Here is a 23703-nt window from a genome sequence, read left to right as displayed (position 1 = left end):
AAAAACCCGGCCTGGCCGGGTTTTTTTTGCCCATTGCAAAAGCGGGATCTTGTCCCGCCAGTTCCAGGCGCTAAGATTCCATGCAGGTAAAAAACAACGCTTTCCCCTCAAGTTGCATGACGTCGCTACCGACACACTGTCCACAGCTAGAGCAATCCTGATTCTGATCACCCGGGCCTCGCCCGCAGACGTCCTGTCCTCGGCCTTGATGTCACTTTGACGGCCATCATGGGATTGCCAATACTCATGGCAACTTGACGCTACGCGCACGGAACAAGGAATAGCCCCTTTGAAGCTGGAACTCAAAAACAGCTTGTCGGTGAAATTGCTCCGGGTTGTGCTGCTGTCGGCACTCATAGTGGGTGTGGTGCTGAGCTGCGCCCAGATCGTCTTCGATGCCTACAAGACTCGGCAGGCGGTGGCCAATGACGCCCAGCGCATCCTCGACATGTTTCGCGACCCATCGACCCAGGCGGTCTACAGCCTGGACCGGGAGATGGGCATGCAAGTCATCGAGGGCCTGTTCCAGGACGATGCGGTGCGCATGGCCTCCATCGGCCATCCCAACGAAACCATGCTCGCGGAAAAATCCCGCGACCTGCAGAAATCCTCCAGCCGTTGGCTGACCGACCTGATCCTCGGCCAGGAACGCACCTTCACCACCCAATTGGTGGGCCGAGGCCCCTACAGCGAGTATTACGGCGACCTGAGCATCACCCTGGACACCGCCACCTACGGCCAGGGTTTCATCGTCAGCTCGGTGATCATCTTCATCTCCGGAGTGCTGCGCGCCCTGGCCATGGGCCTGGTGCTGTACCTGGTCTACCACTGCCTGCTGACCAAGCCGCTGTCACGGATCATCGAGCACCTGACCAATATCAATCCCGACCGTCCCAGCGAACACCAACTGCCCCTGCTCAAGGGCCACGAACGCAACGAGCTGGGGATCTGGATCAACACCGCCAACCAACTGCTGGCGTCCATCGAGCGCAATACCCACCTGCGCCATGAAGCGGAGAACAGCCTCCTGCGCATGGCCCAGTACGACTTCCTCACCGGCCTGCCCAACCGCCAGCAACTGCAACAGCAACTGGACAAGATCCTGGTGGACGCCGGGCGCCTGCAACGCCGGGTCGCCGTGCTGTGCGTGGGCCTGGACGACTTCAAGGGGGTCAACGAGCAGTTCAGCTACCAGACCGGCGACCAACTGCTGCTGGCCCTGGCCGATCGCCTGCGCGGCCACAGCGGCCGCCTGGGTGCCCTGGCGCGCCTGGGTGGCGACCAGTTCGCCCTGGTCCAGGCCGATATCGAACAACCCTACGAAGCCGCGGAACTGGCCCAGAGCATCCTCGATGACCTGGAAGCCACCTTCGCCCTCGACCAGCAGGAAATCCGCCTGCGCGCCACCATCGGCATCACCCTGTTCCCGGAAGATGGCGACAGCACCGAGAAGCTCCTGCAAAAAGCCGAGCAGACCATGACCCTGGCCAAGAGCCGCTCGCGCAACCGTTACCAGTTCTACATCGCCAGCGTCGACAGCGAGATGCGGCGTCGTCGGGAACTGGAAAAGGACCTGCGCGAGGCCCTGGCCCGCGAGCAGTTCTTCCTGGTCTACCAGCCCCAGATCAGCTACCGCGACCACCGGGTGGTGGGCGTCGAGGCGTTGTTGCGCTGGCAGCACCCGGACCACGGCCTGGTGCCGCCGGACCTGTTCATCCCGCTCGCGGAGCAGAACGGCACCATCATCGCCATTGGCGAGTGGGTGCTGGACCAGGCCTGCCGCCAGTTGCGGGAATGGCATGACATGGGCTTCAGCGAGTTGCGCATGGCGGTCAACCTGTCCACCGTGCAACTGCACCACGCCGAACTGCCACGGGTGGTCAACAACCTGCTGCAGATCTATCGCCTGCCACCGCGCAGCCTGGAGCTGGAAGTCACCGAGACCGGCCTGATGGAAGACATCAGCACCGCCGCCCAGCACCTGTTGAGCCTGCGGCGCTCCGGGGCCTTGATCGCCATCGATGACTTCGGCACCGGCTACTCGTCACTCAGCTATCTCAAGAGCCTGCCCCTGGACAAGATCAAGATCGACAAGAGCTTCGTCCAGGACCTGCTCGAAGACGATGACGACGCCACCATCGTGCGCGCCATCATCCAGCTGGGTAAGAGCCTGGGCATGCAGGTGATCGCCGAAGGCGTGGAAACCGCCGAGCAAGAGGCCTACATCATTGCCGAGGGCTGTCACGAAGGTCAGGGCTACCACTACAGCAAGCCGCTGTCCGCGCGGGAACTTGGCGCCTACCTGAAACAGGCCCAGCGCAGTAACGCTGCGATCTTCTGAAGCCGGCGCGGCGCGGGGCTTTGCGCCCTGCGCGAAGGCTCTTCGGGGAAGAAATAATTACAGCGGCAACCCTTTACACATAATGCAAATCTTTCGCATTATGTCGCAGTTTTCGCGCGCCCCGCGCCGTCCACTCTCCTCTCGAAGCAGGATGTTCGCCATGATTCGTATGCCTCTGGCTACCGCCAGTCTGTTGGCCATCGCTATTTCCCTCGCCGGCTGCGGCGAAGGCAAAGACGACAAGGCTGCCGCTCAAGCACCGACCCCGGCTACCAGCACCGCTACTGCGGCCGGCGACGCCGCCAAGATCGACGAAGTCGCCGCCAAGGCCGTCGTCGCGCACTACGCCGACATGGTCTTCGCCGTCTACAGCGACTCCGAATCCACTGCGAAAACCCTGCAGAGCGCTATCGATGCTTTCCTCGCCAAGCCTGACGACCAGACCCTGGCCGCCGCCAAGGCCGCCTGGGTGGCCGCGCGCGTCCCGTACCTGCAAAGCGAAGTGTTCCGCTTCGGCAATACCATCATCGACGACTGGGAAGGCCAGGTTAACGCCTGGCCACTGGACGAGGGCCTGATCGACTACGTCGACAAGAGCTACGAGCACGCACTGGGTAACCCCGGGGCCAACGCCAACATCATCGCCAACACCGAGATCCGCATCGGCGAAGACAAGATCGACGTGAAGGACATCACTCCGGAAAAACTCGCCAGCCTCAATGAGCTGGGGGGTGCCGAGGCCAACGTCGCCACCGGCTACCACGCCATCGAATTCCTGCTCTGGGGCCAGGACCTCAACGGTACCGGGCCTGGCGCCGGCACTCGCCCGGCCTCGGACTACTTCGAAGGTGCCGGCGCCACCGGCGGCCACAACGATCGCCGCCGCGCCTACCTCAAGGCCGTGACCCAACTACTGGTCAACGATCTGGAGGAAATGGTCGGCAACTGGAAACCCGACGTGGCCGATAACTACCGCGCCACCCTGGAAGCGGAACCTGCCGAAACCGGCCTGCGCAAGATACTCTTCGGCATGGGCAGCCTGTCCCTGGGCGAACTGGCGGGCGAGCGGATGAAAGTCTCCCTGGAGGCCAACTCCCCCGAGGACGAACAGGACTGCTTCAGCGACAACACCCACAACTCGCACTTCTACGACGCCAAGGGCATCCGTAACGTCTACCTGGGCGAGTACACCCGTGTCGATGGCACCAAGATGACCGGCGCCAGCCTGTCGTCCCTGGTGGCCAAGGCCGACCCGGCCGCCGACGCTGCGCTCAAGGCCGACCTGGCGGCCACCGAAGCCAAGATCCAGGTCATGGTGGACCACGCCAGCAAGGGCGAGCACTATGACCAGCTGATCGCCGCCGGCAACGAGTCGGGTAACCAGATCGTGCGCGACGCCATCGCCGCGCTGGTCAAGCAGACCGGTTCGATCGAGCAGGCCGCCGGCAAGCTGGGCATCAAGGACCTGAACCCGGACAACGCCGATCACGAATTCTGATCTGCACAGCGTCCAGAAGGCGGCCCCCGGGCCGCCTTTTTCATGCCTGCGAACAGGCCCGGCGTCTGGCGCGAATCCGTTCCGGCGCCCTTGTCCTGGATCAAACCAAACGATAATTCCTCTTATTCAAACCTGGCTGCCCTGTTAGACTTTGCGCCCTTGTTTTGCTCGTTCTGCAGGATATCCGATGCCTTCGTCGCTGCTTCGCTGGTCCGCGCTGCTCATGGCCTTGAGCCTGGGCGCCTGCGATGATGCCCCGCGCTTCACCCAGGCCGAGCCCGGCGAAGCCGGTGCCGGGGGAGCGGCGACAGTCAACAAGAGCGATCGCAATGCCTTTTCCCTGCCGTCGGCCAATCTGCCGCCTACCCGCCGCCTGGATTTCAGCGTCGGCAACAGTTTCTTCCGCAGCCCCTGGGTCATAGCGCCCTCCACCACCACCGCCCGCGACGGCCTGGGCCCATTGTTCAACACCAACGCGTGCCAGAACTGCCACATCAAGGATGGCCGCGGACATCCACCGGCCCCGGGCGCACTGAACGCGGTATCCATGCTGGTGCGCCTGTCGATCCCCGATGATCCGACCCTGGCCGGGCTCATCGAGCGCACGGGCGTGGTACCGGAGCCGGTCTATGGCAGCCAGTTGCAGGACATGGCGATCCCCGGCGTGGCCCCAGAGGGCCGGGTGCGGGTGGACTACGAACCACTCCAGGTGCACTTCAAGGACGGCACCCAGGTGGAGCTGCGCAAGCCCAGGCTGCGGGTGACCGACCTGGGCTACGGCCCGATGCACCCGGACACCCGTTTCTCGGCCCGCGTGGCGCCACCGATGATCGGCCTGGGGCTGCTCGAAGCCATTCCCGAGGAAGCCATCCTGGCCAATGCCCTGCCAAGCAGAGAGAACCCCATCGCCGGTCGGCCCAATTGGGTCTGGGACGATGCCCGGCAAAAGACCGTACTGGGGCGTTTCGGCTGGAAAGCCGGGCAACCGAGCCTCAATCAACAAAACGTTCACGCGTTCTCTGGTGATATGGGCCTGACCACCAGCCTGAGACCCTTCGATGACTGCACCGACGCGCAAACCGCCTGCAAGCGAGCCCCCAACGGCAACGGCCCGGACGGCGAACCGGAGGTCAGCGACAACATCCTGCGCCTGGTGCTGTTCTACACCCGCAACCTGGCGGTGCCCGCCCGCCGCGATGTGGACTCGCCCCAGGTCCTGGCCGGCAAGAACCTGTTCTTCCAGGCCGGCTGCCAGTCTTGCCATACCCCAAGCTTCACGACGGCAGCCAATGCCGCGGAACCCGAATTGGCCAACCAGTTGATCCGCCCCTACAGCGACCTGCTGCTGCACGACATGGGCGAGGGCCTGGCCGACCAGCGCAGCGAGTTCAAGGCCAGCGGGCGCGACTGGCGAACCGCTCCGCTCTGGGGCATCGGCCTGACCGAAACCGTCAGCGGCCATACCCAGTTCCTGCACGACGGCCGTGCCCGCAACCTGATGGAAGCGGTGCTATGGCACGGTGGCGAAGCCGAAGGTGCGAAACAGCAAGTCCTCGCTTTCAATGCCCAGCAGCGCGCGGCGTTGCTGGCATTCCTGAATTCCTTGTAACGCTCGACTCATATGCTTTCTCCACAATAAAGGGAGCCCGAACATGTTCCGCCCCAAATTGCTCTTCACCAGCCTTGCCGCGCTCGCCCTGGGCGCCTGCTCGCCCCAGGACCCACAAGCCGTGACGTCCGCGGCCATCGCCAAGCAGGTGATCCTGCCGACCTACAGCCGTTGGGTCGACGCCGACCGCCAACTGGCCATCAGCGCCCTGGCCTTCTGCGAAGGCAAGGAAAGCCTGGAAACCGCCCGCGCCGACTTCCTCCATGCCCAGAAAGCCTGGGCCGAACTGCAACCGCTGCTGATCGGCCCGCTGGCCGAGGGCAACCGCTCCTGGCAGGTCCAGTTCTGGCCGGACAAGAAGAACCTGGTGGGTCGCCAGGTCGAGCAACTGGTCAACGCCAACCCGCAGATCGATGCCGCCGCCCTGAGCAAGTCCAGCGTCGTGGTGCAAGGCCTGTCGGCCTATGAGTACATCCTCTTCGACAGCAAGATCGACATGGCCGATAGCACCCAGAAAGCCCGCTATTGCCCGCTGCTGACCGCCATCGGCGAACGCCAGAAGCAACTGGCCGAGGAGATCCTGTCGAGCTGGAACAACAACGACGGCATGCTGGCGCAGATGAGCAAGTTCCCCAACCAGCGCTATGCCGATTCCCACGAAGCCATTGCCGACCTGCTGCGTGTGCAAGTCACGGCCCTGGACACCCTGAAGAAGAAGCTCGGCACCCCGATGGGCCGCCAGACCAAGGGCATCCCACAGCCGTTCCAGGCCGATGCCTGGCGCAGCCAGTCGTCGCTGCAAGGCCTGGAGGCCAGCCTCAGCGCGGCCCAGACCGTCTGGGCCGGGGTCGACAACAAAGGCCTGCGCGGCCTGCTGCCGGCCGAGCAGAAACCACTGGCCGACAAGATCGACGCAGCCTATGCCGCGTCCTTGAAACTCTTCGCCAGCACCCAGCGCTCGCTGACCGAAATGCTCGGCGACGACGCCGGGCGCCAGCAGCTCAACGACCTGTATGACAGCCTCAACGTGGTCCATCGCCTGCACGAAGGCGAACTGGCCAAGGCGCTGGGCATCCAACTGGGCTTCAACGCCAACGACGGTGACTGATGATGCTGCGACGTCAGGCTTTGGCACTGGGCAGCTTGCTGCTCAGTGCGGTGACCTTGGGCGGCTGGACGCTGTTCAAGCAAAAGGGCAAGCAGCCCTTGCTGCTTTCGGCCAGGGATGACGGCGACGGCAAGCATTACGCCGTCGGTTATCAACTGGACGGTAAACAGGTGTTTGCCACCCAGGTCGGCCAGCGTTGCCACGACATCATCAACCACCCGCGCTTGCCCATCGCCCTGTTCGTGGCCCGGCGCCCAGGCACCGAGAGCTACCTGGTCGACCTGCGCGACGGCAAGCTGCTGCAGACCCTGACCTCGCAACCCGACCGGCATTTCTATGGGCACGCGGTGATCCACAAGGATGGCGAGTGGCTGTACGCCACCGAGAACGATACCCGGGACCCTGGGCGCGGCCTGTTGGGGGTCTACCGCTTCGAGGGCGAACGCCTGGTGCACAGCGGCGAACTGTCGACCCACGGCATCGGCCCGCACCAGGTGTCATGGATGCCCGATGGGGAAACCCTGGTGGTGGCCAACGGCGGCATTCGCACCGAAGCCGAAAGCCGGGTGGAAATGAACCTCGATGCCATGGAACCAAGCCTGGTGCTGATGCAGCGCGACGGCACCCTGCTGAGCAAGGAAACCCTGGCCCAGCAGATGAACAGCGTGCGCCACATGGGCATCGCCAGCGACGGCACCATCGTCACCGGCCAGCAATTCATGGGCGCCGCTCATGAATCGTCCGAACTGCTGGCGATCAAGCGGCCCGGCCAACCCTTCAGTGCATTCCCGGTGGCCGAACAGCAATTGCAAGCCATGGGGCACTACACCGCCAGCGTCGCCGTGCACAGCGAGCTGCGACTGGTCGCCCTGACCGCTCCCCGGGGCAACCGTTTCTTCATCTGGGACCTGGACAGCGCTGCGCTACGAGTGGATGCCCCGCTGCCGGACTGCGCGGGGGTCGGCGCCGTGGCCGATGGCTTCGTGGTGACCTCGGGACAAGGCCGTTGCCGCTTCTACGATTGCCGTCAGGCGCAGATCGTGGCCAAGCCCCTGGAACTGCCTGCCGGGCTGTGGGACAACCACCTGCACCTGGCGTGAATACGGGGGTCGGGAAAATCAAAAGGCCTCGCATCGCGAGGCCTTTTGATTGGCAGGAAAACCCTTCAACTCTGGGGCTTGAGGCCCTGGCTCATGCCGAACATGAACAGCAACAGGTCATGGTCGGGCTTGGCCGCCGTGGACACCTTCGCCACCCGCGGCAACGGACAATGGGCGCTGCCCTTGGCCGAACTCAGCACCTGGGTTCGCGGCTGCTCCCAGGCAACCACCGCCAGGGAAGCAACTGCCAAGGCTCCTGCCAAGAATACACCTCGTGCAATTTCTAGCTTCATAGCTATAAACCTTTGATAGAACTGCCAAACGCCGTTCTGTAAAAATAGTAGAGCTTTTCCCAGTCGGTATCGCTCCACGACGAATGGCGGCGCAATTGCTTGAGATCGTGGGCCGCAGCCCGCTTGCTGCTCAGGCGCTGGCGGCATTTCTCGAAATCCAGCAAGGCGATCCTCGGTCGGGCCTGATCACCGTCACCGTCCACCCGCACGAACACATGCTTGGAATACAGGCAGCCATGCTGCCAGCGCCCCTTGTGCATCCGCGCCAGCGTCGTCGCCAGGGATTGCAGCACCTGGTCGTGGAAAGCCTCGCCGTGGCGCTCACGCTCGCCGGCGGCGTACCAGTTGTCGATCTCGACGAAACCATCGAGCGCCGCGGTCACCAGCAATGCCTGCCATTGCTGCTCCGGGCCGCGTCGAGCTCCGCAATAAACCAGTTCCGGGACTGTCACTTCCAGCAAGCGCAGGCCCCGTAACGCATCGTGCTCACGCAACACCGTGGGTCGACCGAAAGGGTGCAGCCAACTGCGGTAGATGTGTCCCACTTGGCGCTTGGCATAAAGCTGGCGTCCATTGCCACTCATCAGCCGTTGCACGCCACTCTCGCCACCTCGACGTCGATTGGGCTCCTCGACCCATTCGCCTTGTTCGTTCCAGAAGTATTCAAAACGATCTGTAGGCGCGGCATCCATTCCCGAAGCACATTCAACAGCCATCCTTTACCTCTTGCGTAGTACGTAAACTCGCCACATGGCGTAGAGCGGAAGGAAGTCCAGGTGTCGCTGGACGCTAAAGCCGGCTTGCCGGAATTCTTCTTCGACCGTGGCCGCCGGTAACACGAAACGATTCTGGTAACCCTGTTGTTCGGCGCCGAAAGAGCGCTTGCGCTCCATCCTTTTGCGTTTCCAAGCCTTGAAGTTGCCGTCGACCCACAACGAGACGATCACACTATCGCGGGTCACCCGCTGGAACTCGCGCAACAGCGCCATCCGATGTTGCGCCTCGCCGATATGGTGCAACAAGCGCATGGAGAAAATGCAGTCCACGGCGTTGTCCGGCAGGTCGATGGCAAACGCCGATGTCTGCAAGGGCCGTACCCGTTTTACCACTTCGGCAGGTTGCGCCACCGTGGCGGTGTTGAGCATAGCCGCTGAACAATCGGCGCCAATGATGATTCGATTGCTCTTTTCGGCCAGTAACGGCCAGAAACGCCCAGCGCCACACGGCAGGTCCAGTACCAATCCCGGATCGCCCGCCAGGGACAGGGCGGTACGCGCCAAGCGCTCATCACGTTTGTGGGACAGCTGGCGCGCCAGTCCATCCTGATGCTTGAGCAGGTACTCCAGGGCATGCTGGGTATCGTACTTCTCGGAAAACTTCAGCTTGATCGGTGCAACCATCGTCAGGACCTCCTGCAACTGATGGCGCTACCTTAAGCAGCACCATGTCAGCGACAGGTTGTTCCTGAGTGAAAACTTCGTATCGTCCAGCCAAGAAATATTGCAGGGTTTTACAGTGTACGAACAGTGGCCTGGGGCCATATCAAAGGGGAAATCGACAAGTGACAGGCCCTGCAAAACAGGGCCAAGCAGAACAATCAGGCCTTGGCCGATTGCAATTGAACGTGAAAACGACAGCCATTGGGGGTCATGGTGCTAAGGCTGACGCTCCAGCCCTGATTCTCACAGATGCGCTGGACCAGGGACAAACCAAGGCCCAAGCCCTCGCCACGTTTCTCATCGCCACGCACGAAAGGCTCGAACATCGCCTCGCGCTTCTCCTCTGGAATGCCCACGCCGCTGTCCTCCACCGTGAAGCCGCCGGGCGCCAGGCTCAGGCGAATGAACCCGTGCTCGGTATAGTGCAGGGCGTTGCGCAAGAGATTGCCCATCACCGCATGGAGGAAGGTGGCGTGGTAGCGGGTATCGTCGGGCTGGCCAGGATCGAAGATCAGCTCGATCCCCTTGGCCTCGATGGACTCGCTCCACAACCCGATCAGGTCGTTGGCGGCCTGGCCCAGGGTCAACTGCGGCGACATGCTGGCATCCTCGCGCTGGGCTCGCGCCAGCATCAGAAAGGTCTGCACCAGTTCGCGCATTTCCGAGCAGGCCCGGGTGATTCGCTCCACCTGGGCCCGTCCGCGATGATCCAGGGCCGGGTTTTCCAACAACAACTCGCAAGAGGTGGCCAGGACCATCAACGGCGTACGCAATTCATGGCTGACATCGCTGGTGAACAGCCGCTCGCGATTGAGCGCCTGGCGCAGGCGGCCCAGGGTCGCATCGAAGGCGATGGCCAATTCCCCCACCTCGTCCGCCGCGTAGTCCGGCGCCAAGGGCGGCGCCAAGCCCAGCAACTGGTCGCGATGCCGCACCTGGCGTGCCAGGCGCACCACCGGCGCCATCACGCGCCGCGCCAGCACCCAACCGAGGAAGACCGCCAACGCCAGGCTGAGCACGAAGCCCACCAGCACCACCGCGAACAGCACTCGCTCGCGCTCTTCGAAATCGCTCTGGTCTTGCAGCAGCACATAGCGCCGGCCATCCACCACTTCGACCATGGCGTGGTAGGACAACTGTTCGCGAAACACCTCATGGAACCCGGGGTCCAGGTGACGCAGGTCCTTGGGCAACTCGAAATCGCCACGCCCGCCGCTGTAGTAGAAGAGTTGGTCGGGCTCGGGACGATGGCTCCAGTCGGCGACGTTGTCCATCAACAGCAGGCGTTGCAAGTCGCCGCCGAGACCTGCAGAGATGAGTTTCTCCTCCACCAGGTGCACGGTGGCCACGATGCCCATGGCAAAGGCCCCGGCCACCAGGGCGCTCATCAGCGCAAAGGCGATGATGATCCGCTGGGCAAGGCTCTGCTTAAACTCCATCGCGGCCCTCGGCCAGGCGGTAGCCGACACCGTGTACGGTGTGCAGCAGCGGCTTGGCGAACGGTTTGTCGATCACCTGGCGCAACTGGTGGACGTGGCTGCGTAGGCTGTCGCTGTCCGGACAGTCATCGCCCCACAGGGCCTCTTCGAGAATCTCCCGACGCAAGACATGGGGGCTCTTCTGCATCAGTACCGCCAGCAGCTTCAGGCCGACCGGATTGAGCTTGAGCAGGCGTCCTTCACGGGTGACTTCCAGGGTATCGAGGTCGTAGCTCAGGTCGCCTACCTGCAATGCCCGCCTGCCGCCACCCTGGCTGCGGCGCATCACTGCCTCGATCCGGGCGGAAAGCTCCGAAAGGGCAAAGGGCTTGACCAAGTAGTCGTCGGCTCCGGACTTGAAGCCCTGGAGGCGGTCGTCGAGCTGGTCGCGGGCGGTGAGCATGATCACCGGGGTGTCTCGCCGCGCGTCTTCGCGCAGGCGCTTGCACAGGGTGTAGCCATCGATCCCCGGCAGCATGATGTCGAGCACGATCAGGTCGTAGTGCTCGGTGGCGGCCAGGTGCAAGCCCGACAGGCCATCCTGGGCGCAGTCCACGGTATAGCCCTTGAGCCCCAGGTAGTCGGCCAGGTTGGCGAGAATATCGCGGTTGTCTTCAACCAGTAGGATTCGCATCGGCACTCTCTCCGTATACAGTTACGGCCGTCTTGGCTCGCGCAGCTTAAGGCCAAGTCCGGTTCACCGCCACCCTTGTCGAAAGGCTCGGGTGGCTGTTTGCAGTGTCACCGTGGCTCGACGTTTTTTTCACCCGGGGCTCACGCCCCGACCACGCCCATGGCGACACAATGGCAGTCATTTGTCCTGGATTCGCCGCAGGACAACGGAAACGAAAAAGCCCCGCCGGCTTGCGCCGGCGGGGCTTTTAAGTGCAAGGGGTAAGGCTGGCTTACATCATGCCGCCCATGCCACCCATGCCGCCCATGTCTGGCATGCCGCCGCCAGCTGGAGCGTCTTTCTTCGGTGCGTCGGCAACGGCGGCCTCGGTGGTCAGGATCAGACCGCCGATGGAAGCTGCAGCTTGCAGAGCCGAACGGGTCACCTTGGTTGGGTCCAGGATGCCCATTTCGATCATGTCGCCGTATTCGCCGGAAGCGGCGTTGTAACCGAAGTTACCTTTGCCGTTCTTCACTTCGTTGACTACAACGCTTGGCTCGTCGCCGCTGTTAGCGGAGATCTGGCGCAGCGGAGCTTCAACGGCGCGACGCAGAACCGCGATACCTACGTCCTGGTCGGCGTTGTCGCCCTTGAGGTCGACGATCGCTTGCAGGGCACGGATCAGGGCTACGCCACCGCCAGGCACCACGCCTTCTTCAACGGCTGCACGGGTAGCGTGCAGGGCGTCTTCAACGCGGGCTTTCTTCTCTTTCATTTCAACTTCGGAGCCAGCGCCAACCTTGATCACTGCAACGCCGCCGGACAGCTTGGCCAGGCGCTCTTGCAGTTTTTCACGGTCGTAGTCCGAGGAAGTCTCGGCCACTTGGGCACGGATCTGGGCGATACGGGCCTCGATGTCGGACTGGTTGCCAGCACCGTCGACCACGGTGGTGTTTTCCTTGGACAGGGTCACGCGCTTGGCGCTACCCAGGTGCTCCAGGGTGGTGCTTTCCAGGTTCAGACCGATTTCTTCGGAGATCACGGTACCGCCGGTTAGGACGGCGATGTCCTGCAGCATGGCCTTGCGACGATCGCCGAAGCCTGGAGCCTTGACGGCCGCGACTTTGACGATACCGCGCATGTTGTTCACAACCAGGGTCGCCAGGGCTTCGCCTTCGACGTCCTCGGCCACGATCAGCAGTGGGCGGCCGGCTTTGGCAACGGCTTCCAGCACTGGCAGCATTTCGCGGATGTTGGAGATCTTCTTGTCCACCAGCAGGATCAGCGGGCTGTCCAGCTCGGCAACCATGGTGTCTGGCTTGTTGACGAAGTATGGGGACAAGTAGCCACGGTCGAACTGCATGCCTTCAACGACCGACAGTTCGTTTTCCAGGCCGGTGCCTTCTTCGACGGTGATCACACCTTCTTTACCGACTTTTTCCATGGCTTCGGCAATGATGTCGCCGATGGAGTTGTCGGAGTTGGCGGAGATGGTGCCTACCTGGGCGATGGCCTTGGTGTCGGCGCATGGCTTGGACAGGGCCTTGAGTTCCTTGACGATGGCGATGGTCGCCTTGTCGATGCCGCGCTTGAGGTCCATCGGGTTCATGCCGGCAGCAACGGCCTTCAGGCCTTCGTTGACGATCGACTGAGCCAGAACGGTGGCGGTGGTGGTGCCGTCGCCAGCGTCATCGTTGGCACGGGAGGCAACGTCTTTGACCAGCTGCGCGCCCATGTTCTCGAAACGGTCTTCCAGTTCGATTTCCTTGGCTACGGAAACGCCATCCTTGGTGATGGTCGGAGCGCCGAAGCTCTTTTCCAGGATCACGTTACGGCCTTTCGGGCCCAGGGTAGCCTTTACCGCGTCAGCCAGGACGTTGACGCCAGTGAGCATTTTCTTGCGGGCGGAGTCGCCGAATTTAACTTCTTTAGCAGCCATGATCGATATTCCTTAAATACTGTGTAGTAGCGGGAAAATACGCGGGTAATCAGCCTTCGATAACAGCGAGAATCTCGTTCTCGGCCATTACCAGCAGATCTTCGCCATCGACTTTCACGGTGTTGCTGCCGGAGTACGGGCCAAACACCACTTTGTCACCCACTTTCACGGCCAGCGCACGTACTTCACCGTTGTCCAGCACGCGGCCGGTACCTACGGCGACGATTTCGCCACGGTTAGGTTTTTCAGCGGCCGAACCAGGCAGAACGATACCGCCGGCAGTTTTCGATTCTTCTTCGCTGCGACGGATGACGACGCGGTCATGCAGAGGACGAAGCTTCATTGTCGATCTCTCCTAATTGTGGTTTTCAGTGGCCGGTGTCGATACCGGCGGGTTAACAAATCCGGCGTGGCCGGTTGCGGCTCGACGAGCGAGACGCGGAAGTCTGTCTGGTATCAGCACCAGAAACCTTGCGGTGACCGTTACATAGGGGCGCACAAGGCTATTACAAGAGCTGGCCGATGAATTTTTTTAAAATCGCTTGCGCAATAACCAACACGGCACCCGAAGGTGCCGTGTTTGCAAGGCTGGAAGGGATCAGTCGCGGTGTTCGAACTCACCCTCGATGACATTCGGCTCGCGTCCCAATGGCTGCTGCGGCGCAGGACCACCACGGGCCGAACGCATGTCGTCGGCGAAGGCACGTTGGCGCATGGCCTGTTCCTCGGCACGCTCGCGCATCTTGTTGGCCAGCAGGCGACGGGTGAACGGCAGCAGCATCAGCAAGCCGAACACATCGCTGATGAAGCCCGGCAGGATCAACAAGCCACCACCCAGGGCCAGCATCAGGCCTTCGAGCATTTGCTGGGCCGGCAACTCGCCGCGATTGAGACTTTCACGGGCGCGCAGGGCCGTGGCCAGCCCGGCCACACGCAACACCATCACGCCAAGCAGCGAACCAAGAATGACCAGCAGCAGGGCCGGGAAGAACCCGATCGCCGCGCTGACCTTGACGAAGACGAACAGCTCCAACACTGGGAACAGCAGAAAGAGCAATAGAAAAGGGCGCATCAAATGGTTTCCTCTGCGGAAGAATGCCTTCCAGTAGACCGTAGATGACGTCGCCAATTCGTGAATTCAAGCATCCACGGCCTGATTTTTCGGCCATTGATCGGCGCGCGCCAGGAAAACCAGGGCTTCGCGCACTTGTGTCGGCGTGTTGCAAGGGGCTTGGAATGGCAGCCAGTACAGCGCCTGGCCGATCCGCAGGTGCATGCCCTCGGTATCGATCCCGGCCATCTGCGCCGGCACGTTGTCGGGCAGCCCGGTCAACTCCACGTAATGGGCGATGGCCTGGGCATGATCGCTGTTCATGTGCTCGAGCATGCTCAACTCGGCCTTGCCGGCGAACGGATTGGCCAGGGTCAGTTGGTCGACCCAGTGGATGGCGCCGAAGCCGCCGATGTAGCGATGGCGTACCGGCTTGAGCACCCAGAAATCGAAGTCGTGGGCCTGGTGATAGTTCTGCGATTCGGGAAAGTAGCGGTAGTAGCGCTCGGCGGCCGCCTCGATCGCCGCCTCGTCGGCCAGCTTCTCGGCTTCGGCCAGGTAGGTCAGGCGCCCCACCGCCTGCACGTCGTCGGCATCGCGTTCGCCAACCAGCAGCGAACACTTGGGATCTTTCTGCAGGTTGTGAGTGTGCTGGGCGATGCGGCTGATAAGGATCAGCGGACGGCCTTCGGCATCGAGGCAATAAGGCACTACGGAACCGAAGGGAAAACCCGGCATGGACTTGGAATGCGTGGATAGCACGCCGCGGTATTCCTTGAGCAGCAGTTCTCGTGCATTCTTGGCAGCTTCAACGCTCATTTTATGACTCCTTCAATAGAATCCGTCGAAAACGGACGGGCGACCGGACCATGGTCCAACTACGCCTACGGGGCAATACTCGTCTGCAGCCAGGCTGGGTCCGGCTGTCACGCAGCGCCCTGGAACAAGGACAATCCCTCACGACAGCTGGCAGGACATGCGAATGCAACTCACTGACAAAGTAATCATTATCACCGGCGGTTGCCAAGGCCTGGGCCGCTCCATGGCCGAGTATTTCGCCAGCCGTGGGGCCAGGCTGGCCCTGGTGGACCTGAACCAGGAAAAACTCGACCAGGCCGTCGCGGCCTGCAAAGCCCATGGCGTCGAGGCTCGCTCCTACCTGTGCAATGTGGCCAACGAAGAACAGGTCGAGCATATGGTGGCCCGGGTCGCCGAGGACTTCGGTGCCATCCATGGCCTGATCAATAACGCCGGGATCCTGCGCGATGGCCTGCTGCTCAAGGTCAAGGACGGTGAAATGAGCAAGATGAGCCTGGCCCAGTGGCAGTCGGTGATCGACGTCAACCTGACCGGCGTGTTCCTGTGCACCCGGGAAGTGGCAGCGAAGATGGTGCAACTCAAGACCAGCGGCACGATCATCAACATCTCGTCGATTTCCCGCGCCGGCAACATCGGCCAGACCAACTACTCCGCGGCCAAGGCCGGGGTTGCCGCAGCGACTGTGACCTGGGCCAAGGAACTGGCGCGCTACGGCATCCGCGTGGCCGGTATCGCCCCGGGCTTCATCGAGACCGAGATGACCCTGGGCATGAAGCCCGAGGCCCTGGAGAAAATGACCGCCGGCATTCCACTCAAGCGCATGGGCAAGCCGGAAGAAATCGCCCATTCGGCGGCCTATATCTTCGAGAACGACTACTACACCGGACGCATCCTGGAAATGGACGGCGGCTTGCGCCTCTGATCCGAAGAGGCTGCTCCCGGCCGTTGCGGCGCGGGAACCAATAAGAACGCTGGCCGCAACCCAGGTCGCGGCCAGCGCCTGCCTTGGGCTCAATCGTCGCTGACGGTGATGTTGGGCATGGCCGGGGTGGCCGCTTCCTGCAACACGATGCGTGCCCCCACGTGCCGCGCCAGTTCCTGGTAGACCATGGCGATCTGGCTGTCCGGCTCGGCGATCACCGTCGGCTTGCCACCATCGGCCTGCTCGCGGATCAGCATCGACAGCGGCAGCGAAGCCAGCAGTTCGACGCCGTACTGGCCGGCCAGTTTCTCGCCGCCGCCCTCGCCGAACAGGTGTTCGGCATGACCGCAGTTGGAACAAATGTGCACTGCCATGTTTTCCACCACGCCCAGTACCGGGATGTTCACCTTGTGGAACATCTCGATGCCCTTGCGCGCATCCAGCAAGGCCAGGTCCTGGGGCGTGGTGACGATCACCGCACCCGCCACCGGGACCTTCTGCGCCAGGGTCAGCTGGATGTCACCGGTGCCCGGCGGCATGTCGATCACCAGGTAGTCGAGATTGCCCCAGTCGGTCTGGGTCACCAGTTGCTGCAAGGCTCCGGAGGCCATCGGGCCACGCCAGACCATGGGCGTGTTGTCGTCGGTGAGGAAGGCCATGGACATGACTTCGACACCGTGGGCCTGGATCGGCACGAACCACTTCTGGTCCTTGATCTTCGGCCGGGTGCCTTCGGCGATGCCGAACATGATGCCCTGGCTCGGGCCATAGATATCGGCGTCGAGGATGCCCACCCGGGCGCCTTCCCGGGCCAGGGCCAGGGCCAGGTTGGCGGCGGTGGTGGACTTGCCCACGCCGCCCTTGCCCGATGCCACCGCCACCACGTTCTTGACGTTGGCCAGGCCCGGTACCTGGGCCTGGGCCTTGTGCGCGACGATCACGCTGCTGGCCTCGACCTTGGCCGAGCCCACGCCTTCCAGGCCCTCGATGGCCAGTTGCAGCATCTGCGCCCAGCCATTGCGGAACAGGCCGGCGGCATAGCCCAGCTCCAGGCGGACCGTGACCCGGTCGCCCTGGATGTCGATGTCCCGCACACAGCCGGCGCTCACCGGGTCCTGGTTCAAGTAGGGGTCGGTGTACTGGCGAAGCACGGCTTCCACCGCTGCGCGATTGAGGGCGCTCATGGGCAACTCCGATAACAAGACAGGAAAATCAGCCGGCTATCCTACGCCGCCTCTCCCTTCGTGGCGAGGGAACGGCTCCGGCCCTGGAGCTTGCCTGCGCCGCACAAGGGCGCCTGGAAGGATGAAAATTCCGTCCCGGCGTTTTATAGTGGCCGACCTTCGTTTCATCAAGTAGCCGAGCCCCATGTCCGAGCCACGCAAGATCCTCGTCACCAGCGCCCTGCCCTATGCCAATGGTTCCATCCACCTTGGCCACATGCTCGAGTACATCCAGACCGACATGTGGGTGCGCTTCCAGAAGCACCGCGGCAACCAATGCGTCTATGTCTGCGCCGACGACGCCCACGGCTCGGCCATCATGTTGCGCGCGGAAAAAGAAGGCATCACCCCGGAACAACTGATCGCCAACGTCCAGGCCGAACACAGCGCCGACTTTGCCGACTTCCTGGTGGACTTCGACAATTTCCACTCGACCCACGCCGAAGAGAACCGCGAGCTGTCGAGCCAGATCTACCTCAAGCTGCGGGACGCCGGGCACATTGCCACGCGTGCCATCACCCAGTACTTCGACCCGGACAAGAAAATGTTCCTGGCCGACCGCTTCATCAAGGGCACCTGCCCGAAATGCGGCACCGAGGACCAGTACGGCGATAACTGCGAAAAATGCGGCGCCACCTACGCGCCCACCGACCTGAAGGATCCGAAGTCGGCGATCTCCGGCGCCACTCCGGTGCTCAAGGAGTCCCAGCACTTCTTCTTCAAGCTGCCGGACTTCCAGCAGATGCTGCAAACCTGGACCCGTAGCGGCACCCTGCAGGACGCCGTGGCCAACAAGATCGCCGAGTGGCTGGACGCCGGCCTGCAGCAGTGGGATATCTCCCGCGATGCGCCGTACTTCGGCTTCGAGATTCCCGATGAACCGGGCAAGTACTTCTATGTCTGGCTGGACGCACCGATCGGCTACATGGCCAGCTTCAAGAACCTCTGCGCCCGTCGCCCGGAACTGGATTTCGATGCGTTCTGGGCCAAGGACTCCAGCGCCGAGCTGTACCACTTCATCGGCAAGGACATCGTCAACTTCCACGCCCTGTTCTGGCCTGCCATGCTCGAGGGCGCGGGCTTTCGCAAGCCCACGGCGATCAACGTCCATGGCTACCTGACCGTCAACGGTCAGAAGATGTCCAAGTCCCGTGGCACCTTCATCAAGGCACGTACCTACCTGGATCATCTGTCGCCCGAGTATCTGCGCTACTACTACGCCTCCAAGCTGGGCCGTGGCGTCGACGACCTGGACCTGAACCTCGAGGACTTCGTGCAGAAGGTCAACTCCGACCTGGTGGGCAAGGTGGTGAACATCGCCAGCCGTTGCGCCGGCTTCATCCACAAGGGCAATGCCGGGGTGATGGTCGACACCAACGCCGCCCCCGAGCTGACCGAGGCCTTCCTCGCCGCCGCACCGAGCATCGCCGAGGCCTATGAGGCCCGCGACTTCGCCCGCGCCATGCGCGAGATCATGGCCCTGGCCGACCGTGCCAACGCCTGGATCGCCGACAAGGCGCCCTGGTCGCTGAACAAGCAGGAAGGCAAGCAGGATGAAGTCCAGGCCATCTGCGCCACCGGCATCAACCTGTTCCGCCAGTTGGTGATCTTCCTCAAGCCGGTGCTGCCAGGCCTGGCCGCCGACGCCGAGGCTTTCCTCAACGTCCCGGCGCTGACCTGGAACGACCACCAGCAACTGCTGGCCAACCATCAGCTCAACGAATTCAAGCCGCTGATGACGCGGATCGATCCAGTGAAAGTACAAGCCATGACCGACGCCTCGAAGGAAGACCTCGTCGCCAGCCAGACCGACACCGGCGCGCCCAAGGGCAATGGCGAACTGGCCAAGGACCCGCTGTCGCCGGAAGTCGACTTCGACACCTTCGCCGCCATCGATTTGCGCGTGGCGTTGATCGTCAAGGCCGAAGCCGTCGAGGGCGCCGACAAACTGCTGCGCCTGACCCTGGATATCGGCGATGAACAGCGCAATGTCTTCTCCGGGATCAAGAGCGCCTACCCGGACCCGTCCAAGCTCGACGGTCGCCTGACCATGATGATCGCCAACCTCAAGCCGCGGAAAATGAAGTTCGGCATCTCCGAGGGCATGGTGATGGCGGCCGGCCCAGGCGGTGAAGAAATCTACCTGCTGAGCCCCGACAGCGGCGCCAAGCCCGGCCAGCGGATCAAGTAAGGCCGTCGGCTGGACCCCATCCCCCCGTTGCGCTCTTGCGCAACGGGGGGATTTGCCTATCTGGGCGGCCCCGCGCGCGTGGAGTTTGCCTACTCTTGAGGGACAGCCTGCTTGTACCGGCATCGACCATGACCCACCTCCTGCTCGCTCTCATCAGCACCGCCCTGGTCAGCAACTTCGTGTTGCAATGGCCGCTGGGCGTCGACCCGCTGCTGCAGTCCCGGGCTGGCGACAGGCGGCAGGCCCACGCCCTGGGCCTGGCCACCACGGTCTTGATGCTGGTCAGCAGCGTGCTGGGCCTGCTCCTTTATCGTGGCCTGCTCGAGCCCTGGGGGCTGGCATCGCTGCAACTGTTCTCCTGGCTGTCCCTGAACGTGCTGCTGATCCAACCGCTGCTGGGCCTGCTGGCGCGGGTCCTGCCCGGTTGGCCGTTCGACGGTCTCTGGCCATTGCTCCTGGGCAATGCCGGCGTGCTGGGCCTGTTGCTGGCGGGCAGCAGCGATGATCTCGGGCTGGCGACCCTCGGCGCCATGGCCCTGGGGGCCGGCCTGGGTTTCTGGCTGGTGCTTGGCTGGTTCAGCGACCTGCGCCAGCGCGTCTGCAACAACGATATTCCCCTGCCCTGGCAGGGCCTGCCCCTCGACTTGATCAGCGCCGGCCTGCTGGCCGTGGCGTTCCTGGGCTTCAACGGAATGGTCAAACCATGAGTCTGATTCAACGCATCGATGCCCTCTTGCCGCAGACCCAATGTGGCAAGTGCGGCCATGGCGGATGCAAACCCTACGCCGAAGGCATCGCCAACGGCGAGGCCATCAACAAGTGCCCACCCGGCGGCGAGGAAACCATCGCCGGCCTGGCCCGGCTACTGCAATTGCCGGTCATCGAACTGGATCGCAGCCGCGGCGAAGCCCCGGCCCAGGTGGCCTACATCCGCGAAGCCGAGTGCATCGGCTGCACCAAGTGCATCCAGGCCTGCCCGGTGGACGCCATCGTCGGCGCGGCCAAGCTGATGCACACCGTACTGGTCGATGAATGCACCGGCTGCGATCTGTGCGTGGCCCCCTGCCCAGTGGACTGCATCGACATGCTGCCCCTGCCCCAGGGCCAGGTGGTACCGATTGTCGGCGGCCTGGCCAGCAGCCCCGAGCAACTGCAGGCCCGCAGCAGCAAGCGTGAGCACGCCAGGCGCCGCTTCGAACAACGCAACCAACGCCTGCAACGTGAAGAAGCACGACGCCTGGCCGAACGCCAGGCCCGGGCGCAAAAGGCCGCCCAACCAGCCGAGAGCGGCGACGACCCGGTCCAGGCGGCGATCGAGCGAGTTCGGGCGCAGAAGGCCGCGGCTGCCGATGCCGCCTTGAAAAAAGCCAAGATCGAATTGGCCATGAGCCGGGCCCAGTTGAACAAGTCCCTCAAGGCCTTCGGTCATCCGCCCACCTTCGAGCAACAGTCGCAACTGATCGTACTGCAGCGTCAGTTCGAAGCCGCCGAACAACTCCTGGCTCGCCTGGAAGCCCAAACCCCAGCCACGCCACCCGTGGCGACGCCCAAGGATGCCAATCTCAATCGCGCCAAGATCCAGCTGGCCACCCGCCGCGCCGACCTGAAAAAAGCCCAGGTCGCTGGCGCTCCACAGGCGGAACTGGAGGCGCTGGGCGCAGCCCTGGCAGCTGCCGAACAGGATCTGCATGCCGCCGAGGATGCCAGCGCCAAGCCAGCACCGGTGCTCACCCGTACCGAGAAGCGGCCGATCGACCCGCAACTGCGCCGCCTGAAGACCGAGCTGGCCTATGCCCGGGCCGAGCTGCACAAGTTGCAACGCCAGGCAGGCAGCAGTGCCGAGCAATTGGCCCAGGCCCAGGCGCGCCTGTGTGAAGTCGAACGCCAGGTGGATGCCCATGCCGCTGGCTGAGGGCGCCGACCCACGCCTGCGCCAGGCCATGCAGAGAGTGCTGCTGGCCACTCTGCCAGGGCTGCTGGCACTGCTGTGGCTGTACGGCTGGGGAGTGCTGTTGAATCTGCTGTTGGCCGCAGCTGGTGCACTGGCCATGGAGGCCCTGGTGCTGCGCCTGCGCCAGCGCCCGCTGCTGCCGACGCTCAGCGATGGTAGTGCCCTGGTCAGCGCCACCCTGCTGGCCCTGGCCCTGCCGGCCTACTGCCCCTGGTGGCTGGCCCCAAGCGCCGCTGCCAGCGCCATGCTCCTGGGCAAGCACCTGTATGGTGGCGTCGGGCAGAACCCCTTCAACCCGGCGATGCTCGGCTATGCCCTGGCCCTGCTGTGCTTCCCGCAGTCGATGAGCCATTGGCCTGCCCCCCAGGCCATGGGCTTGCTGGACGGCCTGCAACGGGTCTTCGGCCTGGACGGCTCACGTCCCGATGCCTGGGCCCAGGCCACCGCGCTGGACAGCCTGCGCATCAACAAGAGTCTGACCATCGACGAGCTGTTCGCGGCCAGCCCGGCCTTCGGCTATCTCGGTGGTCGTGGCGTCGAATGGGTCAACCTGGGTTTCCTGGCCGGCGGGTTGTGGCTGCTGCAACAGCGGGTCATCAGCTGGCATGCTCCGGTAGGCATGCTCGGCAGCCTGCTGCTCGCCAGCCTGCTGTGCTGGAACGGTACAGGCTCCGACTCACACGGCTCGCCGCTGTTCCACCTACTCACCGGGGCCAGCATGCTCGGCGCCTTCTTCATCGTCACCGAACCGGTATCAGGCCCCAAAGCAGCCAGGGCACGCTTGCTGTTCGGGGTCGGGGTCGGCCTGCTGACCTACCTGATCCGTACCTGGGGCAGCTACCCCGACGGCCTGGCCTTCGCCGTGCTGCTGATGAACCTGGCGGTGCCTGCCCTGGAACGCCACTGCGCCCGCGAACCAGCCGGGAGCCGACCATGAAGAACCCACGCAGCCTGTTGGTGCTGGCGACCCTCGGTATCCTGGGCATCGGCGCTACGCTGTGGTTGCAACATGCCAGCGCCCCCCGGATCGAGGCCGAGCAAAGAGCCCTGCAAGCGCGCAAGCTGCTGGATCTGCTGCCAATGGACAGCTATGACAACCAGCCCCTGGATCGGCCAGTGCCACTGGCCGCCACGCAGCTGGCCAACAGCCGCCTGCTCGAGGGCTACCTGGCCATCCGCAATGGCCAGCCCAGCGCCCTGCTGCTGCGCAGCCAGGTTACAGGGTATGCCGGCCCCATCGAGCTGCTGATCGCCATCGACAGCCAGGGCCGCCTGCTGGGCAGCAAGGCCCTCAGACAGGAGGAGACACCGGGCCTGGGCTCCCACATCGGCGATCAACCCAACCCTTGGCTGGCCGGGTTTTCCGGCAAGTCCCGCAACGATCCGGGTGACGCGGGCTGGGCACTGAAGAAGGACCAGGGCCAGTTCGACCAGATCGCCGGCGCCACCATCACCTCCCGTGCAGTGATCAGCGCCCTGCACGATGCCCTGCGTTACGTTGACGAACACCGCGCCACCCTGCTCGACGGAGCCGCCCATGAATAAGCCGCTGGCGCTGCCCGGCCTGTTGATGCTGCCGGCACTGATCGGGGCGACGGATTCCTGGGTCAAGGCCCTGGGCATGACCCTGGGCTTCGGATTGCTGGCGACGGCTTTCGGCCTCGGCATGCACTCGCTACGCCCGCATCTGCAGGCCGGTGGCCCGCGCCTGCTGGCCAGCTTGTTGCTGGCCGCTGGCCTCGGCAGTTGCCTGTGGCTGGCCGCGCAGGCCTGGTGCCTGGAACTGCATCAGCAACTGGGCCTGTACCTGGCACTGCTGCCCTTGCAATGCATCGCACTGGAGCAGGTAGGGTTTTTCCAGCATGCCGACCGGCTACGCCTGGCCCTGGCTTTTTGTGCCGCCCTGAGCCTGCTGGGTGCCTTGCGTGAACTGCTGGGCACCGGAGTCCTGGGTAGCCACCTGGGCTGGCTCATCGGCTTGGTCGATACAGGGAGCGGTTGGGTAGTAGCCGATGGCGGCTTGCACCTGCTGACTCTCGCCCCAGGCGGTTTTATCCTGCTGGGCTTGTTGCTGGCCGCCACTCGGGCCTGGCCCCTATACCGATCGCCTTCGAGGAAATGAATCACC

Annotated in this window: 22 protein-coding genes; 12 read left to right on the top strand and 10 right to left on the bottom strand. The window is 63.4% G+C overall.

The genetic code is table 11. The features are described from left to right. The first annotated feature begins 289 nt into the window (after positions 1–289). The 5 genes from ACK6AU_RS04315 to ACK6AU_RS04295 all read left to right on the top strand — a co-directional run bounded on the left by ACK6AU_RS04315 (position 290) and on the right by ACK6AU_RS04295 (position 7656). Positions 290–2341, top strand: coding sequence for a bifunctional diguanylate cyclase/phosphodiesterase (locus ACK6AU_RS04315; protein ID WP_185698462.1), 2052 nt, complete (start codon positions 290–292; stop codon positions 2339–2341). Between the two features lie 160 nt (positions 2342–2501). Further along, on the top strand, positions 2502–3839 hold the full coding sequence (locus ACK6AU_RS04310; protein WP_409297909.1) for an imelysin family protein: 1338 nt from the start codon (positions 2502–2504) through the stop codon (positions 3837–3839). A gap of 187 nt (positions 3840–4026) precedes the next feature. Beyond that, entirely contained in the window at positions 4027–5448 is a 1422-nt protein-coding gene (locus ACK6AU_RS04305; RefSeq protein WP_409297907.1) for a di-heme oxidoredictase family protein, read from the top strand. A 43-nt stretch (positions 5449–5491) separates the two neighbouring features. After that, positions 5492–6556: an imelysin family protein gene (locus ACK6AU_RS04300; protein ID WP_185698465.1), complete on the top strand. Its 1065-nt coding sequence runs from the start codon at positions 5492–5494 to the stop codon at positions 6554–6556. A 2-nt stretch (positions 6557–6558) separates the two neighbouring features. Then, positions 6559–7656 (top strand): DUF1513 domain-containing protein, encoded by a 1098-nt coding sequence (locus tag ACK6AU_RS04295; protein ID WP_409297934.1) that lies wholly within the window; start codon positions 6559–6561, stop codon positions 7654–7656. Positions 7657–7721: 65 nt separating this feature from the next. On the opposite strand, the gene ACK6AU_RS04290 is transcribed toward ACK6AU_RS04295, so the two are convergent. From ACK6AU_RS04290 to ACK6AU_RS04250, 9 genes are all read right to left on the bottom strand, one after another. After that, on the bottom strand, positions 7722–7949 hold the full coding sequence (locus tag ACK6AU_RS04290; RefSeq protein WP_185698466.1) for a hypothetical protein: 228 nt from the start codon (positions 7947–7949) through the stop codon (positions 7722–7724). Between the two features lie 2 nt (positions 7950–7951). Then, positions 7952–8665, bottom strand: a complete 714-nt coding sequence (locus ACK6AU_RS04285) for a lipopolysaccharide kinase InaA family protein (RefSeq protein ID WP_185698467.1) — start codon at positions 8663–8665, stop codon at positions 7952–7954. A gap of 3 nt (positions 8666–8668) precedes the next feature. Next, positions 8669–9349, bottom strand: a complete 681-nt coding sequence (locus tag ACK6AU_RS04280) for a class I SAM-dependent methyltransferase (RefSeq protein ID WP_185698468.1) — start codon at positions 9347–9349, stop codon at positions 8669–8671. Positions 9350–9546: 197 nt separating this feature from the next. After that, positions 9547–10827: a HAMP domain-containing sensor histidine kinase gene (locus ACK6AU_RS04275; protein WP_185698469.1), complete on the bottom strand. Its 1281-nt coding sequence runs from the start codon at positions 10825–10827 to the stop codon at positions 9547–9549. Further along, complete coding sequence (colR, locus tag ACK6AU_RS04270) at positions 10817–11500, bottom strand: two-component system response regulator ColR (RefSeq protein WP_053131653.1); 684 nt, start codon at positions 11498–11500, stop codon at positions 10817–10819. Before colR ends, ACK6AU_RS04275 begins: the two co-directional genes overlap by 11 nt. 271 nt (positions 11501–11771) lie before the next feature. After that, on the bottom strand, positions 11772–13418 hold the full coding sequence (groL, locus tag ACK6AU_RS04265; protein WP_185698470.1) for a chaperonin GroEL: 1647 nt from the start codon (positions 13416–13418) through the stop codon (positions 11772–11774). Between the two features lie 49 nt (positions 13419–13467). Continuing rightward, positions 13468–13761, bottom strand: a complete 294-nt coding sequence (locus tag ACK6AU_RS04260) for a co-chaperone GroES (RefSeq protein WP_011063093.1) — start codon at positions 13759–13761, stop codon at positions 13468–13470. Between the two features lie 255 nt (positions 13762–14016). After that, positions 14017–14490, bottom strand: a complete 474-nt coding sequence (locus ACK6AU_RS04255) for an FxsA family protein (protein ID WP_022640597.1) — start codon at positions 14488–14490, stop codon at positions 14017–14019. Between the two features lie 66 nt (positions 14491–14556). Next, positions 14557–15288 (bottom strand): HugZ family protein, encoded by a 732-nt coding sequence (locus ACK6AU_RS04250; RefSeq protein ID WP_185698471.1) that lies wholly within the window; start codon positions 15286–15288, stop codon positions 14557–14559. A 163-nt stretch (positions 15289–15451) separates the two neighbouring features. Here ACK6AU_RS04250 and ACK6AU_RS04245 point away from each other — a divergent pair, with 163 nt between their 5' ends. Next, positions 15452–16210, top strand: coding sequence for an SDR family oxidoreductase (locus ACK6AU_RS04245; RefSeq protein ID WP_185698472.1), 759 nt, complete (start codon positions 15452–15454; stop codon positions 16208–16210). Between the two features lie 89 nt (positions 16211–16299). Here the strand turns inward: ACK6AU_RS04245 and apbC are convergent, their stop codons facing one another. Next, positions 16300–17394, bottom strand: a complete 1095-nt coding sequence (gene apbC / locus ACK6AU_RS04240; RefSeq protein WP_409297901.1) for an iron-sulfur cluster carrier protein ApbC — start codon at positions 17392–17394, stop codon at positions 16300–16302. 184 nt (positions 17395–17578) lie between these two features. Between apbC and metG the strand changes: the two genes are divergently transcribed. The 6 genes from metG to ACK6AU_RS04210 all read left to right on the top strand — a co-directional run bounded on the left by metG (position 17579) and on the right by ACK6AU_RS04210 (position 23697). Further along, on the top strand, positions 17579–19624 hold the full coding sequence (gene metG / locus ACK6AU_RS04235) for a methionine--tRNA ligase (RefSeq protein WP_409297899.1): 2046 nt from the start codon (positions 17579–17581) through the stop codon (positions 19622–19624). Positions 19625–19752: 128 nt separating this feature from the next. Next, positions 19753–20331, top strand: coding sequence for an Rnf-Nqr domain containing protein (locus ACK6AU_RS04230; protein WP_409297897.1), 579 nt, complete (start codon positions 19753–19755; stop codon positions 20329–20331). After that, positions 20328–21536 carry an electron transport complex subunit RsxB gene (rsxB, locus tag ACK6AU_RS04225; RefSeq protein ID WP_409297895.1) on the top strand — a complete coding sequence of 403 codons (1209 nt, stop codon included), beginning with the start codon at positions 20328–20330 and terminating at the stop codon, positions 21534–21536. Before ACK6AU_RS04230 ends, rsxB begins: the two co-directional genes overlap by 4 nt. Continuing rightward, on the top strand, positions 21523–22512 hold the full coding sequence (locus tag ACK6AU_RS04220; protein ID WP_409297893.1) for an RnfABCDGE type electron transport complex subunit D: 990 nt from the start codon (positions 21523–21525) through the stop codon (positions 22510–22512). Before rsxB ends, ACK6AU_RS04220 begins: the two co-directional genes overlap by 14 nt. Further along, positions 22509–23120 carry an RnfABCDGE type electron transport complex subunit G gene (locus ACK6AU_RS04215; RefSeq protein ID WP_185698478.1) on the top strand — a complete coding sequence of 204 codons (612 nt, stop codon included), beginning with the start codon at positions 22509–22511 and terminating at the stop codon, positions 23118–23120. The genes ACK6AU_RS04220 and ACK6AU_RS04215 overlap by 4 nt, the downstream gene beginning before the upstream one ends. Beyond that, positions 23113–23697, top strand: a complete 585-nt coding sequence (locus ACK6AU_RS04210; protein WP_409297890.1) for an Rnf-Nqr domain containing protein — start codon at positions 23113–23115, stop codon at positions 23695–23697. Before ACK6AU_RS04215 ends, ACK6AU_RS04210 begins: the two co-directional genes overlap by 8 nt. Positions 23698–23703: the final 6 nt, after the last annotated feature.

The organism is Pseudomonas sp. KCJK8993, from assembly GCF_046230915.1.
Taxonomy (GTDB): domain Bacteria; phylum Pseudomonadota; class Gammaproteobacteria; order Pseudomonadales; family Pseudomonadaceae; genus Aquipseudomonas; species Aquipseudomonas piscis.
This window is presented reverse-complemented; position numbering and strand designations above follow the sequence as displayed.

What these genes read in the sequence shown, in the direction of transcription:
- ACK6AU_RS04245 (WP_185698472.1), top strand. Translation starts at nt 15,452, where the DNA reads ATGCAACTCACTGACAAAGTAATCATTATCACCGGCGGTTGCCAAGGC.
- colR (WP_053131653.1), bottom strand. Translation starts at nt 11,500, where the DNA reads ATGCGAATCCTACTGGTTGAAGACAACCGCGATATTCTCGCCAACCTG.
- ACK6AU_RS04220 (WP_409297893.1), top strand. Translation starts at nt 21,523, where the DNA reads ATGCCGCTGGCTGAGGGCGCCGACCCACGCCTGCGCCAGGCCATGCAG.
- ACK6AU_RS04305 (WP_409297907.1), top strand. Translation starts at nt 4,027, where the DNA reads ATGCCTTCGTCGCTGCTTCGCTGGTCCGCGCTGCTCATGGCCTTGAGC.
- ACK6AU_RS04285 (WP_185698467.1), bottom strand. Translation starts at nt 8,665, where the DNA reads ATGGCTGTTGAATGTGCTTCGGGAATGGATGCCGCGCCTACAGATCGT.
- ACK6AU_RS04275 (WP_185698469.1), bottom strand. Translation starts at nt 10,827, where the DNA reads ATGGAGTTTAAGCAGAGCCTTGCCCAGCGGATCATCATCGCCTTTGCG.
- rsxB (WP_409297895.1), top strand. Translation starts at nt 20,328, where the DNA reads ATGAGTCTGATTCAACGCATCGATGCCCTCTTGCCGCAGACCCAATGT.
- ACK6AU_RS04260 (WP_011063093.1), bottom strand. Translation starts at nt 13,761, where the DNA reads ATGAAGCTTCGTCCTCTGCATGACCGCGTCGTCATCCGTCGCAGCGAA.
- apbC (WP_409297901.1), bottom strand. Translation starts at nt 17,394, where the DNA reads ATGAGCGCCCTCAATCGCGCAGCGGTGGAAGCCGTGCTTCGCCAGTAC.
- ACK6AU_RS04210 (WP_409297890.1), top strand. Translation starts at nt 23,113, where the DNA reads ATGAATAAGCCGCTGGCGCTGCCCGGCCTGTTGATGCTGCCGGCACTG.
- ACK6AU_RS04230 (WP_409297897.1), top strand. Translation starts at nt 19,753, where the DNA reads ATGACCCACCTCCTGCTCGCTCTCATCAGCACCGCCCTGGTCAGCAAC.
- ACK6AU_RS04215 (WP_185698478.1), top strand. Translation starts at nt 22,509, where the DNA reads ATGAAGAACCCACGCAGCCTGTTGGTGCTGGCGACCCTCGGTATCCTG.
- ACK6AU_RS04295 (WP_409297934.1), top strand. Translation starts at nt 6,559, where the DNA reads ATGCTGCGACGTCAGGCTTTGGCACTGGGCAGCTTGCTGCTCAGTGCG.
- groL (WP_185698470.1), bottom strand. Translation starts at nt 13,418, where the DNA reads ATGGCTGCTAAAGAAGTTAAATTCGGCGACTCCGCCCGCAAGAAAATG.
- metG (WP_409297899.1), top strand. Translation starts at nt 17,579, where the DNA reads ATGTCCGAGCCACGCAAGATCCTCGTCACCAGCGCCCTGCCCTATGCC.
- ACK6AU_RS04300 (WP_185698465.1), top strand. Translation starts at nt 5,492, where the DNA reads ATGTTCCGCCCCAAATTGCTCTTCACCAGCCTTGCCGCGCTCGCCCTG.
- ACK6AU_RS04280 (WP_185698468.1), bottom strand. Translation starts at nt 9,349, where the DNA reads ATGGTTGCACCGATCAAGCTGAAGTTTTCCGAGAAGTACGATACCCAG.
- ACK6AU_RS04255 (WP_022640597.1), bottom strand. Translation starts at nt 14,490, where the DNA reads ATGCGCCCTTTTCTATTGCTCTTTCTGCTGTTCCCAGTGTTGGAGCTG.
- ACK6AU_RS04290 (WP_185698466.1), bottom strand. Translation starts at nt 7,949, where the DNA reads ATGAAGCTAGAAATTGCACGAGGTGTATTCTTGGCAGGAGCCTTGGCA.
- ACK6AU_RS04310 (WP_409297909.1), top strand. Translation starts at nt 2,502, where the DNA reads ATGATTCGTATGCCTCTGGCTACCGCCAGTCTGTTGGCCATCGCTATT.
- ACK6AU_RS04250 (WP_185698471.1), bottom strand. Translation starts at nt 15,288, where the DNA reads ATGAGCGTTGAAGCTGCCAAGAATGCACGAGAACTGCTGCTCAAGGAA.